This is a genomic window from Paraburkholderia suaedae (assembly GCF_040812055.1).
In the GTDB taxonomy this organism is placed as follows: Bacteria; Pseudomonadota; Gammaproteobacteria; order Burkholderiales; family Burkholderiaceae; genus Paraburkholderia.
On sequence record NZ_JBFOAH010000014.1, the window covers coordinates 38,243 to 51,128 of the forward strand.

Below are 12,886 nucleotides of genomic sequence, written 5' to 3' on the forward strand. Positions count from 1 at the left end.
CTCAGTATCCCTAACGAGTATTTGGCTTGACCTGATACCTGAACTTCGCCGGGAATGCTGCGTTGTCTTTCACATCAGCGTTAGCGCCCGGGGCCCGTTGCGCTGCGGCCTTCAAATCAGCCTGGGTTGAAAGCAATCCGGCGCGAACGTACCACGGCCCCCTGTCCTGCTGTGCATCAGGAATCTGTGCCTCGGCGAGGGTCCGCTGGCCCATCGACTTAAAGCCGTTTCGTTCCCGATTTTTGGGGAATGGAAAGCGTCTGCCGAGCGGGCGCGCGTCCGCTCTCGCGATTTCAGTTTGACTCTGCGATGCAGAAAGCCTTCGTCTTGTGTAACTCGCGACCGCAGCCGCCCCGTGCTCGCGGCCGATGCCTGAGTCCTTGAAACCGCCAAAAGCTTCATTGCCGCATCAAGCCGGTTCGCGCCGATACTTCTGACATCGGTTATCTTTTCTCTCCTCGCTCCTGCTTTTTTCGTTTTTAATTTTTACGACTTGTTGGGTGCCACACTTGGCTCACGCGGGGCTGCGCGCGAAAGTGTGCGGCAGCCTGCGCAACCCAGGCATTCTTGTAACGATAAATCTAAGAGGAAATGCCGAAATGAACGGTTTCGATACGGCGATTCAGACTTTCCTGACGCACATCGCTTTTACCTCGATCATGCTTAACCACGCGATCAGGGTAATTGCGGACCTATATACGTTCAAGGGCTTCGTGCTCGTACCCATTTTGTGGTGGATATGGTTCAAGCCCGGCCAGGACATTGGAACCGTGAAATGGTCATCGCGACGATTGCAAGCGGCCTCATGGCGCTCGCCATCGGCAGGCTTCTCGCCCATTACCTGCCATTTCGGGTACGGCCGATCTACAACCCCGAGCTGCACCTGAACTTTCCACCAGCCGGTCTGCGAGAGGCGGTGCTGCGAACCTGGAGTTCCTTTCCGAGCGACCACGCGATGCTGTGGATGTCGGTCGCGACAGGAATCTTCCTGGTGTGGCGCCGCGTCGGCGTGCTCGCGCTTTTGTACACCGCGATCTTCATATGCCTGCCGCGCATTTACCTCGGCTTGCACTATCCGACCGACATACTCGGGGGGGCGGCGATCGGGATTATCATCGCCCGGGCAATGACTCGCGACCCCGTTAGAACGCGTTTTGCAGCGCCGATTCTGCGATGGATTCACAGATTTCCCGGACCCTCCTATACGTTGGCGTTTCTCTTGTGCTTCGAATTGATCACCCAGTTCGACGAAATCCGACTGCTGGGGCAGTCGCTTTCCAAAGCACTGTGATTGCCCGTGCCCCTCGCCCATTCGCTCCGATCCAGTCTCCGCTACTATTGGCAAAACAGATGTACCGGCAACTTGCAGGTCACGCCTGGATTGTCGCAAGGTATAGCTGTTAACGTCGGCATCGACGCCGCAGCGCCGCAAGGCACATCAGAACGACGAGGAAAACTGGCTATGGCAACGCCCACAAAACCGCGCATCCGGGTTGGCATTGGAGGCTGGACCTATGCGCCCTGGCGCGGCGTCTTTTATCCGCAGGACCTCACGCAAAGCCGCGAACTCGAATACGCGAGCCGCCAGATGTCGACCATCGAAATCAACGGCACGTTCTACGGTTTGCAAAAGCCGGCGAGCTATGAGAAGTGGTATCAGGAAACGCCGGACGATTTCGTCTTCTCTCTGAAGGCGCCGCGCTACGCGACCAACCGAAAAGTGCTTGCCGATGCGGGCGAAACGATCGAACGCTTCTTCTCGAGCGGGGTGCTGCTGCTCAAACAGAAGCTCGGTCCGATCAACTGGCAATTCGCGCCGACCAAGAAATTCGATCATGAGGATTTCGAGGCTTTTCTGAAACTGCTGCCCGCGACCATCGAAGGCCAGAAGCTCAGGCATGCCGTCGAAGTGCGCAACGACACGTTCAAAACGCCGGACTTCATCGCGCTGGCACGCCAGTACAAAGTCGCGGTGGTGCTGGCCGGCGACAGCGAGTATCCGCAAATCGCCGACCTCACCGCGCCGTTCGTGTATATGCGCATCATGGGCACAACCGATAAGCAGGCCATAGGCTATTCGGCCAAAGCGCTCGACGCATGGGCCCACCGCGCGCGCCAACTGGCCGCCGGTGCGACGCCGGACGACCTCGAAACAGCCGCCGAGCCCCCGGCCAAAGCCGCTCCGCGCGACGTCTACCTGTACGTGATCAGCGGCTTCAAGGAACGCAACCCGGCTGCGGCGATGGCGCTAATCGGCAAACTCTGAGTTTGGCGCAATCCCCGGCACCTCTGGCGGATGTCATAATCGCGCCAGCGAATCGGTGCGCACCTGATGCGAATGCTGCGCGCAACGCACAGTGCAGCGGCAACGCCCGCCCGACACCGACCCCACGCAGCGTGCCCTCACCATCGAGGCGACGCCGCCGACCTAACATCACGCCCCGGAGAATATTTTGAGCGCCATCGACAATCCTTTGCACGACCAGGAAGTCGGCTCGGCCGACGCCACCCAGGACACCACGCGCATCGACGACGTGCGGATCGGCGCAGTTCGTCCGCTGATTTCCCCCGCACTGCTGCAAGACGAGTTGCCGGTGCCGCTCGCCGTGCAGACGCTCGTCGAGAAAACGCGTGTGGAAATCGCCGACGTTCTTCATGGCCGCGACGACCGGCTCGTGATGATCGCCGGTCCCTGCTCGATCCACGACCATGACCAGGCAATCGAATACGCCCGCAAACTGAAGACCGCAGCGCATACGTATCAAGACGATCTGCTGATCGTCATGCGCGTTTACTTCGAGAAGCCGCGCACGACGGTCGGCTGGAAAGGCTATATCAACGACCCGCGTCTGGACGGCAGCTTCCGCATCAACGAAGGTCTGCGGCGCGCGCGGCAATTGCTGCTCGACATCAACGGTCTGGGACTGCCAACGGCTACCGAGTTCCTCGATCTGCTCAGTCCGCAATACATCGCCGATCTGATCGCGTGGGGCGCCATTGGCGCGCGCACGACGGAAAGCCAGAGTCATCGGCAACTGGCTTCGGGCTTGAGCTGCCCGATCGGTTTCAAGAACGGCACCGACGGTGGCGTGCAGATTGCCGCCGACGCGATCGTCGCGGCGCGCGCGAGCCACGCCTTCATGGGCATGACGAAAATGGGCATGGCCGCGATCTTCGAAACGCGCGGCAACGACGACGCGCACGTGATCCTGCGCGGCGGCAAGAAGGGGCCGAACTACGACAGCGCGTCAGTGGACGCCACCTGCGCGGCGCTCCGGTCAGCAGGTCTGCGCGAACAGGTGATGATCGACTGCTCGCATGCGAACTCGGGCAAGTCGCATCTACGGCAACTGGAGGTGGTTCAGGATCTGGCCCAGCAACTATCGCAGCGCGAGCGCCGCATTATCGGCGTGATGCTCGAGAGTCATCTGGAAGAAGGCCGCCAGGACTTGAAGGCCGGGGTGCCGTTGCGACACGGCGTGTCCATCACGGATGCCTGCGTGAGCTGGGCGCAAACCGAGCCGGTGCTCGACACCCTGGCCGCCGCAACGCGCAAGCGCCGCGCTCGCTGAGCGCGCTTGACGAGCCGCTACCGCAGTCGGGGCAACCCCCGCCAAGGGGCCACCAAGGTTCAGGCACACGCGCCGCGCCAGCCGCCGATCAATGCAGCCTGCCGGCGTTGGACAGCGCGTGATGCCTCGCGCCCGATGCATGGCTCGCCGCGCGCTTCACGGCGCACGTGGATGCTCCGGCGCGAAGCGCGTTGCATTACGACGCGTTGACGGCTTCCTTGAACGCCTTCCCGGCGGTGAACTTCACCGTCTTGGCAGCCGCGATCTGGATCTCGGCACCCGTCGACGGATTGCGGCCGACGCGGGCTGCGCGCGCGCCGGTCGAGAAAGAACCGAAACCGACCAGTTGCACCGTATCGCCTCCCACCACGGCCTTGGTCACCGCTTCGACGATCGCGTCGATGGTTTGGCCGGTGGCCGCTTTGCTTTCGCCGGTCGCTGCGGCGACTGCATCAATCAGTTCCTGTTTGTTCATAGCACTTCCCGTATGGTAATCATGGAACCGGCGCCACATCTGTCGCGCCGGGACCGACACACTAACGCATAGGCGCGCGTTAGCGCAAACCTTCGGTGTAAGGCTTGTATCACCCGCCCAGAGCCAATTTGACGATTTTTCGTCGCAATCTGCCATGAAAAGCGCGCGCCGACGTGCTTTTGGCGCGGTTCACATGCTTGCATCGCATCACAATCCGTTGCAATTTCAGTGCTTTAGCGGTGATCGACGGTAATCGGACGCCATTCGTCCCACTTTATGTTCGACTGCGACGATGGCTCGTTGGCAGGCACAATGTCAGTAGAAATCGACAATTCGGCAGGAGTAAAAAATTGAAATTTGGCCGTCTTGCAACAGGTGCCGCCCTGCTTGCAGCCCTGTCCGCGGAGGCTCCAATAGCGTTCGCCGACGAGATTGCGGGCTGCGCGATCCTGGTCGGCGCGAGTTCGGCCTCGACATCGCCCGGCGGCTTTCAGATGCGCGACGGCGAACCGGTCGACCTCGTTAGCGGGGCGAAGGTGGTCCACGGCAAGCTGCTGATGTTCAGCGACGGCCCGGTGTTTCACGCCTACTGGCAACCCGACCACAGCCCCGAAAAGTACGTGCTCGCGAATGCCGGCGTGAATACCGTGCGGCTCGTTTCCACGCCGCCGCAAGGCACGCCGGCCGCAAACGGGGCACCCGGTACCGCCGTCCCGCCACAACGCGTACTGTCTTGCCCCGCGCTTTGAGCCGAAGAAAAGTGCAGGGGCCCTGCCGTGCGCAACGCAGCAACGGCCTCCACCCCCGTCTGCCCGGTCGGAGCCTCCCGCTGTCCCCTCCATTGAAACGCTTCTCAAGGTCCCCAATGCGCGGCCGATATATCAGGTTGCGTGCGCACTGCAAACGTGAAAGGAATGCGAATGGTTGGGCTAGCGACGTTAAGGAAAGCACTATCGGTTGCCGAGGGCGACCCGGAACTGGTGCGTTCGCAGGTTCAGGCATCCAGCCACCAGATACCGCTGCTTTATTTCATTCTGATCGTCAACACGACGGCCGTCGCGGTCACGCATTTGCGCAGCGCGCCGGCATGGTTATCTCTCTATGTGCCCGCCGCGCTGTGCGCGCTGTGCCTCGTGCGTTGCGCGCGATGGTGGCGCGTCCGGCATCGTGTGCTGACCTACGACAAAGCGGTGTCCGAAGTGCGCAAGGTAATCTGGATTGCCGGCATTTTCGGCGTCGCGTTCAGCGTGTGGTCGCTTCTGCTGTTTCCTTACGGCAATAGTTTCGAGCAGGCGCAGGTCGCGTTCTACATGGCGACGACGCTGGTAGGCTGCGTATTTTGCCTGATTCATCTGCGTGCGGCCGCACTGCTTCTGCTTTCAATCGTTATCCTAAGCTTTTCGGTTTTCCTCGTTTTCACGGGCTATCCGGTGTTTATCGCGATGGCGGTCGACATGACGCTGGTCGGCATCGCTCTGGCCGTCGTCATTCAGCTTTATTGCCGCACCTTTTCCGATGCGCTGCACGCGCAGCGCCAGCTGCAGGCAAGCCAGCAGAATACCCAGCGCCTCAGTGACGAGAACTTCCGGCTTGCCAGCATCGACAGTCTTACCGACCTGCCCAACCGACGCAGCTTTTTCTCGTCGCTGCGCGCCATGTCGGAGCAGGCGCTCGCCGCGGGCACGGGCTTCAATGTCGGACTGATCGATCTCGACGGCTTCAAACAGGTCAACGATGTCTACGGGCACGCGAGCGGCGATCTCGTATTGCAGGAAGTCGGCTTGCGGCTGCTCGCGCTCGCCGACCCGGGCCTGTTCTTCGCGCGTCTGGGCGGCGACGAATTCGGCGTGATCGTTCAGGACAAACGCACGAACGAGATGCTGCTTGCCGTGGGTCAGCGCATCTGCGAAACGCTTGGGCAGCCGTATCGCGTGGGCGGCAACGTCGCCAAGCTATCGGGCACGATCGGCTGGGCCGCGTTTCCCGAAGCGGGCACGACGGTCGCGCAAGTGTTCGAGCACGCCGATGCCGCGCTGTATTTCGGCAAGGAAAGCCGGCGCGGCTCGCCGGTCATCTTTTCGACCGAACACGAAACGCGCATCCGGCGTTCGAGTCTGCTGACCCAGGAGCTACGCCATGCCGAGCTCGAAGCGGAATTGTTTTTGGAGCTACAACCCATCTACAACCTGCTTACGCACCGCCCGATTGGCCTCGAAGCGCTAGGGCGCTGGCAGAACCCGCGGCTCGGCATGGTCACGCCGGAAGAATTCATTCGGATTGCCGAGCGCAGCGAACTGATTTTGCGCGTCACGGAAGTGCTGCTGTGCAAGGCCCTCAACGAAGCCGCGCGCTGGCCGCCCGAGCTGTTTCTGTCGTTCAACCTGTCCGCGATCGATATCTCCACTTCGGCGCGCGCCCGCCGTCTGATCGACATGGTCGCGACGAGCGGCGTGCCGCCGCATCGCGTGACGTTCGAGATCACGGAGACCGCCGTCACGCGCGATTTTGAACAGGCGCGCCGCTCGCTCGCGATGATCAAGCAAGCTGGCTGTCGCGTATCGCTCGACGACTTCGGTACGGGCTATTCGAGCCTGAGCTACGTGCACCGCCTGCCCTTCGATACGATCAAGATCGACCGCAGCTTCGTGACCGACGTGGACTCGAACAGCGCGTCGAAGAAGATCGTCAAGTCGGTGCTCGACCTGTGCGGGAACCTCGGGCTCGAATGCGTGGTGGAAGGGCTCGAAACGGCGCCGCAAGCCGAGGTCGTCAAGGGGCTCGGCGCGCGCGCCGTGCAGGGCTACCTGTTCAGCCCGCCCATGCGCGCGGACGCCGTGGCCGGCTACCTGCAGGGGGCTTGGGAAGACGCTTTGGCGGGGCAGACGCAGCGGTAAGCTCCCGGCGCCGGCGCAGGTCCGTGCCCATGCGGCGCTTGCCGCATATGCCGCGCCGCCGCAATGCAGCTCGCCGCGAAGCTACGATCCGGCTGTGCAAGGGCCGCTTCAGCGCGGCGTACCCGGGTACTCCAGCTTCGGATACCAGTCGCAGCCACGGCCGCCCGGCGTCATGTCTAGCACGGTCCACAGCGGCATGAGGTCCGGCGCGCCGCGCGGGTCCGATCGCGCCTAGTCCCAATTCCTGCACGTCAACGCGAGCATTCCGGTGCGCACCGATAGCCTCTACCCCATCCACCATGACAAGGTCATGATCGTCGTTGGCGCAGCGGTCCAGACCGGCTCTTTTAATTACAGGCAGGCTGCGGCGTCTCGCAATAGCGAAAATGCGCTCGTGCTCGCCAGATGCATCGCGAGCCGATCCAGTCGACGCTAACCGCGCTGCGTCGTCGCGCAGTTTCTTGAGGGATCGACGACCGAATGGGCGCCACCCGCCGCCAGGGTTTTCCCTCCTTCGCCGCACCAGAAAATATCCTAGTATCAGTGAGTTAAAACTAACTAACTCATCAATTAGTCCGGTTTCCATGGCGCAAGTCACTCGTTCCCGAATGGGTCGCCGTCCTCATCCGCAGGACTTCGACGCCCGCGAACATCTGCTCGATGTCGCGGTGGCGCTGTTCGCCGAGCGCGGTATCGCCAACACGACGGTCGCACAAATCGCGGCGGCGAGCGGCGTGACGTCCGCGATGGTGCACTACTGGTTCCAGACTCGCGAAAAGCTCCTCGACGCGTTGTTCGAGGAAAAGCTCGTCGCCGCGTTCGGCGCGATCTGGGACCCGGTCGATCCCGAACACGGCGAACCGTTCGCGCTGACGCAAGGCATCGTCAAGCGCATGTTCGACGTCACCGAAACCATGCCGTGGCTGCCGTCGCTATGGCTGCGAGAGATCGTCAACGAAGGCGGTCTGCTGCGCGAGCGCGCGTTTGCGCATATCCCCGTGCAAAAGATCGCCGCGTTTGGTCAGAACATCGCGCGCGGCTGCGCATCGGGTCAGCTGAACCCGCAGCTCGAACCGTTGCTGCTGTTCAACTCGGTGCTGGCCCTCGTGATGCTACCGCAGGCAACCGCCAGGATCTGGCAGCACCTGAATCCGCGCACCTCACTCGATCGTGCGGCGCTCGAACGCCACGTCGTCGCGCTGCTCACGCAGGGCATGAGCGCAACCACGGCGGTCAAGACCAGCGCCAAGGCCAGGACCCGGGCGACGTCCACCGCACGCCGCGCGAAAGGAAAGCCGTCATGATTGCGTCCGCCAGTTCATTCGGACGTGTCGCGTTGCTCGCACTGTGCATCGCGGGCGCGAGCTGTTCGCAGCAACCGGCGAACACGTGGCAAGGCTATGTGGAAGGCGAGTTCCTGTACCTCGCGTCTTCGCAGGCGGGACAGTTGACCGAGCTCGCGGTCTCGCGCGGGCAAACCGTCGCGCAGAGCACGCCGCTCTTCGCCCTCGAAGCGCAGAACGAAACCGACGCCGTGGCGCAGGCCAACGAGCAACTGCGCTCGGCCCGCGCCCAGCTTGCCGACCTTGGAACCGGCAAGCGTCCGCCGGAAGTCGATGTGACGCGCGCACAACTCGTACAGGCCGAAGCGGATGCCGCGCGCACAGCTTCCCAGTTCCGCCGCGATCAACAGCAATTCGGCGCGGGCGGCATCGCGCAAAGTCAGCTTGACGACTCGCGCGCGAACGCGCTGTCGAGCGCCGCGCATGTGCGCGAGCTCCAAAGCCAACTCGCCGTGTCGCGTCTGCCTGGGCGAATCGAACAGATTCGCGCGCAGCAGGCGCAAGTCGATGCGGCGCAGGCCCAACTCGGCCAGGCCCAATGGAAGCTCGATCAGAAAAGCGTGCACGCGCCGCACGCGGGCCTCGTGTTCGACACGATGTATCGCAGCGGCGAATGGGTGCCGGCGGGCAGCCCCGTCGTGCGCATGCTGCCGCCGGAGAACGTCAAGGTGCGCTTCTTCGTGCCGCAGGGCGTGGTCGGTTCGCTCGCGCCGGGCCGTCGCGTATCGATTCATTGCGACGGTTGCGCCGCCGATGTGCCGGCCGTCCTCAGCTTCATCTCGGACCAGGCGGAGTACACGCCGCCGGTGATCTTCAGCAACGAAAGCCGCGCGAAGCTCGTGTTCATGGTCGAAGCCAGACCGCAGACCGCCGACGCGCCGAAGCTGCGGCCCGGCCAGCCCGTCACGGTCACGCTGCAATGAGTGCGCCCTCGCCGCCCCCCGCCAACGCCAGCGACCCCGTGTACGCGATCGACGTGCACGGGCTGAACAAGCATTTCGGCACCAAGCACGTGGTCAACGATGTCACTATGCGCGTGCAGCGCGGCGAGATTTTCGGCTTTCTCGGCCCGAACGGGAGCGGCAAGACCACCTGCATCCGCATGATGTGCGGACTGCTGAGGCCGGACTCCGGCGGCGGCACGTGTCTCGGCTACGACATCGTGCAGGACAGCGCGCAGATCAAGCGGCGCACCGGCTATATGACGCAGCGCTTCTCCTATTGGGAAGATCTGTCGATCCGCGAAAACCTCGACTTCGTCGCGCGCATCTACGAGATGAAGAACCGCCGCGAGGCAGTGGATCGCGCGCTCGAACAGCTTGGCCTGCAAAGCCGTGAGAAGCAACTGGCCGGCGCGCTGTCGGGCGGATGGAAACAGCGTCTCGCGCTGGCCGCGTGCATGCTGCATGAACCGGAACTGCTGCTGCTCGACGAACCGACCGCGGGTGTCGACCCGAGCGCACGCCGCGACTTCTGGGAAGAGTTGCACCGCCTCGCGGCACGCGGCATCTCGGTGCTCGTCAGCACGCACTATATGGACGAAGCGGAACGCTGCCACAAGCTCGCTTATATCGCGTACGGCAAGCTGCTCGCGCAGGGCACGTCCAACGAGGTCATCGACTCGCAAGGGCTCGTGACGTGGGCCGTGTACGGCCAGAATCTCGTCGAGCTCGGCGACCGGCTGCGCCGCTCGCCCGGCGTCGAGCAGACCGTTGCGTTCGGCTCGTCGCTGCACGTGAGCGGTCCGGACACGCCCGAACTCCACGCCACGATCGACCAGCTGGCTCATTCGGACCCAGCGTTGCGGATCGAACCACAGGAAACCGGCCTCGAAGACGTGTTCATCTTCATGATGAACCGCTCTACCGACAATTACGCCACTCTTTCCGCGGGCAAAGCACCGTGAATTCCGCGCGCCGCCTTCCACGCTTTTCGCTGATGCGTTGGTGGAGCATCGTGCGCAAGGAGTTTTTGCAGCTAAAGCGCGACCGCATCACGTTTGCGATGATGATCGTGCTGCCGATCATGCAGATGGCGCTGTTCGGCTTCGCGATCAATACCGACCCGAAGCATCTGCCGACCGCGGTTCTCGCCGCCGATCACAGCGAGTTCACGCGCAGCTTCGTGACGGCGATGCGCAATTCCGAATACTTCGACATCGTGTCGACGCTGCCCGATGAAGAGTCCGGCCGCCGGGCGCTCGCGCAAGGCAAGGTGTTGTTCGTGCTGAACATTCCCGTCGGCTTCACGCGCGAGCTGGCCAAGGGCGCGCGGCCATCGCTGCTCGTCGAAGCCGACGCGACGGACCCGACCGCGGTGGGCACCGCGCTTGGCGCGCTGCCGTCGATCGCCCAGTCGGTGTTGCAGAAGGACCTTACGGGTCCGCTGTCGACGCTCGCGGTCGGCCCCGCCGCTTTCGACGTTCAATTGCACCGGCTCTACAACCCCGAAAGCCTGACCCAGTACAACGTGGTGCCCGGTCTGATGGGCGTGATCCTGACGATGACGATGGTGATGATGACGGGCCTCGCGATCACGCGCGAACGCGAGCGCGGCACGATGGAAAATCTGCTCGCCACGCCGGTGCTGCCGCTCGAAGTGATGACCGGCAAGATCGTGCCTTACGTGGCGATCGGTCTGGTGCAGGTCAGTATCATTCTCGCGGCGGCGCGCTTCGTGTTCAACGTGCCGTTCGAAGGCGGTCTGATCGCGCTGTATCTGTCCGCTCTACTGTTCGTCGCGGCCAATCTGACGATCGGCATTACGCTGTCGTCGCTCGCGCAGAACCAGCTGCAGGCGATGCAGCTGACGATGTTCTATTTTCTGCCGAACATCCTGCTGTCAGGTTTCATGTTCCCGTTTGCGGGCATGCCGAAGTGGGCGCAGTACATCGGCAACCTGTTGCCCCTCACCTACTTCAACCGGCTCGTGCGCGGCATTCTGCTCAAGGGCGTCGGTTGGGCCGACATGTGGCCGCATGTGTGGCCGCTGCTGATCTTTCTGTTCGTCGTGATGGGTATCGCCGTGAAGTTCTATCGACGCACGCTCGATTGAGGAAGGCCTGCAATGTGTTCCGCTCTTCGCTTGCGCGACGTGGTTTTTCATCGCGCGACCGGTTCGTCCCAGCGATCCGCCATGCGTCGGCTCGCCGCCTTCTGCGCAAGCGCGGGATTGTGCGCGTGTACGGTCGGCCCGGATTTCCATCGGCCCGACGCGACCAGCGTGTCGAGCTACACGGCCGCGCCGCTTGCGGCAAGCACCGTCGCAGCCGATGGTCCCGGCGGCGCCGCGCAACGCTTCGTGCCGACCGATGGGCCCGGCGACGGCTGGTGGCGTGCTTTCGGCTCGCCGACACTGAACGCGCTCGTGCAGCAGGCACTCGACGACAGCCCGACCCTCGCGCAAGCCCGCGCGAAACTCGACGAAGCGCAACAGGACTATCGCGCGCAGGCGGGCGGCACGCTATGGCCGCAAGTCGATGCAAACCTGTCGACCACGCGCGAGAGGATCGATCCCGAGGCGCTCGGCTTCGGCCAGCTGACGCAGGGCCGCGCGTTTGCGCCCTTCACGCTGTATAGCGCGCAGGTCACGGTGTCGTACACGCTCGATCTGTTCGGCGCGAATCGCCGCGCGCTCGAAGCGGTGGCCGCGCAGGTCGACTATCAGCAATACGAACTCGAAGCCGCGCGTTTGACGGTCGCGGGCAACGTCGTGACGGCGGCGATCCGGCGCGCGTCGCTTGCGCGGCAGCTCGCACTGACCGAAGCGCTGCTCGCGAACCAGATGCAGCAGCTCGATATCGCCGAACGACGCTATCACGCGGGCGGCATCTCCGAGGTCGATCTGCTGAGCCAGCGGACGCTCGTGCAGCAAACCCGTGCGACGGTGCCGCCATTGCGCACACAGCTCGCACAAACCGATCATCAGCTCGCGATCTATCTGGGACGCGCGCCGGCGGAATTGAGCGCCGCGCCCGAGCTCGCCACGCTCGACCTCGATACCCTCGTGCTACCGGCCGACCTGCCGCTGACCTTGCCGTCGACGCTCGCGCAGCAGCGGCCCGACATTCGCGCGTCCGAGGCGTTGTTGCATCAGGCGAGCGCAAATATCGGCGTCGCGACCGCTAACCTGTATCCGCGCATTACGCTGTCGGGCAGCGCGGCGACCGAACGCATCAACGTGTCCAATCTGCTGACGGGTTTCAACGTGTGGAATTTCGGCGCGGGTCTGACGCAGCCGCTGTTTCACGGCGGTGAACTGCTGGCGCGCAAGCGTTCGTCGGAGGCGGCCTACCAAGCGGCGCTCGCGATGTACAGGCAAACCGTGCTGCAGGCGCTGCAACAGGTCGCCGACGCGCTGCGCGCGCTCGATCAGGACGCGATTGCGTTGCAGGCGCTCGACGCCGCGCAGCGCAGCGCGCAACACAGCGCCGGTATCGCGAGTCAGCGTTATGCGGCGGGCGGCATCAGTCAATTGTCGCTGCTCGATACGCAGCGCCAGGAATTGCAGACCGGACTCGATCGCACCAAAGCCGCCGCGCAGCGTTATGCGGATACCGCCGCGCTGTTTCAGGCGCTCGGGGCGCGGCCGTGAGTCATCGGT

Annotated in this window: 11 protein-coding genes and 2 pseudogenes; 11 read left to right on the top strand and 2 right to left on the bottom strand. The window is 63.3% G+C overall.

The window, feature by feature from the left end; all coding sequences use genetic code 11:
* The first annotated feature begins 599 nt into the window (after positions 1 to 599).
* The 3 genes and pseudogenes from ABQJ48_RS19520 to ABQJ48_RS19530 all read left to right on the top strand — a co-directional run bounded on the left by ABQJ48_RS19520 (position 600) and on the right by ABQJ48_RS19530 (position 3,572).
* Positions 600 to 1,291: pseudogene (locus tag ABQJ48_RS19520) on the top strand (phosphatase PAP2 family protein).
* Positions 1,292 to 1,462: 171 nt separating this feature from the next.
* Complete coding sequence (locus ABQJ48_RS19525; RefSeq protein ID WP_367839652.1) at positions 1,463 to 2,266, top strand: DUF72 domain-containing protein; 804 nt, start codon at positions 1,463 to 1,465, stop codon at positions 2,264 to 2,266.
* A gap of 187 nt (positions 2,267 to 2,453) precedes the next feature.
* The gene (locus tag ABQJ48_RS19530; protein ID WP_367839653.1) at positions 2,454 to 3,572 is read left to right on the top strand and encodes a 3-deoxy-7-phosphoheptulonate synthase; all 1,119 of its coding nucleotides are present in this window, start codon (positions 2,454 to 2,456) and stop codon (positions 3,570 to 3,572) included.
* 196 nt (positions 3,573 to 3,768) lie between these two features.
* Here the strand turns inward: ABQJ48_RS19530 and ABQJ48_RS19535 are convergent, their stop codons facing one another.
* The gene (locus tag ABQJ48_RS19535) at positions 3,769 to 4,047 is read right to left on the bottom strand and encodes an HU family DNA-binding protein (protein WP_006049832.1); all 279 of its coding nucleotides are present in this window, start codon (positions 4,045 to 4,047) and stop codon (positions 3,769 to 3,771) included.
* 350 nt (positions 4,048 to 4,397) lie between these two features.
* On the opposite strand from ABQJ48_RS19535, the gene ABQJ48_RS19540 reads away from it, so the two are divergent.
* Both ABQJ48_RS19540 and ABQJ48_RS19545 read left to right on the top strand, forming a co-directional pair.
* Positions 4,398 to 4,796, top strand: a complete 399-nt coding sequence (locus tag ABQJ48_RS19540) for a hypothetical protein (RefSeq protein WP_367839654.1) — start codon at positions 4,398 to 4,400, stop codon at positions 4,794 to 4,796.
* 171 nt (positions 4,797 to 4,967) lie between these two features.
* On the top strand, positions 4,968 to 6,941 hold the full coding sequence (locus tag ABQJ48_RS19545; protein ID WP_367839655.1) for a putative bifunctional diguanylate cyclase/phosphodiesterase: 1,974 nt from the start codon (positions 4,968 to 4,970) through the stop codon (positions 6,939 to 6,941).
* A gap of 108 nt (positions 6,942 to 7,049) precedes the next feature.
* On the opposite strand, the pseudogene ABQJ48_RS19550 reads toward ABQJ48_RS19545, so the two are convergent.
* Positions 7,050 to 7,163, bottom strand: a pseudogene (locus ABQJ48_RS19550) (DUF899 domain-containing protein); the annotation flags it as partial.
* 40 nt (positions 7,164 to 7,203) lie between these two features.
* Between ABQJ48_RS19550 and ABQJ48_RS19555 the strand changes: the two are divergent.
* The 6 genes from ABQJ48_RS19555 (at position 7,204) to ABQJ48_RS19580 (ending at position 12,877) form a co-directional block, all read left to right on the top strand.
* Positions 7,204 to 7,377, top strand: a complete 174-nt coding sequence (locus tag ABQJ48_RS19555; RefSeq protein ID WP_473094160.1) for a phospholipase D-like domain-containing protein — start codon at positions 7,204 to 7,206, stop codon at positions 7,375 to 7,377.
* A gap of 172 nt (positions 7,378 to 7,549) precedes the next feature.
* Positions 7,550 to 8,245, top strand: a complete 696-nt coding sequence (locus ABQJ48_RS19560) for a TetR/AcrR family transcriptional regulator (RefSeq protein WP_367839656.1) — start codon at positions 7,550 to 7,552, stop codon at positions 8,243 to 8,245.
* Positions 8,242 to 9,207: an HlyD family secretion protein gene (locus ABQJ48_RS19565; protein WP_367839657.1), complete on the top strand. Its 966-nt coding sequence runs from the start codon at positions 8,242 to 8,244 to the stop codon at positions 9,205 to 9,207. Before ABQJ48_RS19560 ends, ABQJ48_RS19565 begins: the two co-directional genes overlap by 4 nt.
* Positions 9,204 to 10,190, top strand: coding sequence for an ABC transporter ATP-binding protein (locus ABQJ48_RS19570; protein WP_367839658.1), 987 nt, complete (start codon positions 9,204 to 9,206; stop codon positions 10,188 to 10,190). Before ABQJ48_RS19565 ends, ABQJ48_RS19570 begins: the two co-directional genes overlap by 4 nt.
* A gap of 32 nt (positions 10,191 to 10,222) precedes the next feature.
* Positions 10,223 to 11,338, top strand: coding sequence for an ABC transporter permease (locus tag ABQJ48_RS19575; RefSeq protein WP_367839768.1), 1,116 nt, complete (start codon positions 10,223 to 10,225; stop codon positions 11,336 to 11,338).
* Between the two features lie 12 nt (positions 11,339 to 11,350).
* The gene (locus ABQJ48_RS19580; RefSeq protein WP_367839659.1) at positions 11,351 to 12,877 is read left to right on the top strand and encodes an efflux transporter outer membrane subunit; all 1,527 of its coding nucleotides are present in this window, start codon (positions 11,351 to 11,353) and stop codon (positions 12,875 to 12,877) included.
* Positions 12,878 to 12,886: the final 9 nt, after the last annotated feature.

Coding starts and splice junctions, on each gene's coding strand:
- ABQJ48_RS19525 (WP_367839652.1), top strand. CDS start 1,463: ATGGCAACGCCCACAAAACCGCGCATCCGGGTTGGCATTGGAGGCTGG.
- ABQJ48_RS19535 (WP_006049832.1), bottom strand. CDS start 4,047: ATGAACAAACAGGAACTGATTGATGCAGTCGCCGCAGCGACCGGCGAA.
- ABQJ48_RS19545 (WP_367839655.1), top strand. CDS start 4,968: ATGGTTGGGCTAGCGACGTTAAGGAAAGCACTATCGGTTGCCGAGGGC.
- ABQJ48_RS19560 (WP_367839656.1), top strand. CDS start 7,550: ATGGGTCGCCGTCCTCATCCGCAGGACTTCGACGCCCGCGAACATCTG.
- ABQJ48_RS19565 (WP_367839657.1), top strand. CDS start 8,242: ATGATTGCGTCCGCCAGTTCATTCGGACGTGTCGCGTTGCTCGCACTG.
- ABQJ48_RS19570 (WP_367839658.1), top strand. CDS start 9,204: ATGAGTGCGCCCTCGCCGCCCCCCGCCAACGCCAGCGACCCCGTGTAC.
- ABQJ48_RS19575 (WP_367839768.1), top strand. CDS start 10,223: ATGCGTTGGTGGAGCATCGTGCGCAAGGAGTTTTTGCAGCTAAAGCGC.
- ABQJ48_RS19580 (WP_367839659.1), top strand. CDS start 11,351: ATGTGTTCCGCTCTTCGCTTGCGCGACGTGGTTTTTCATCGCGCGACC.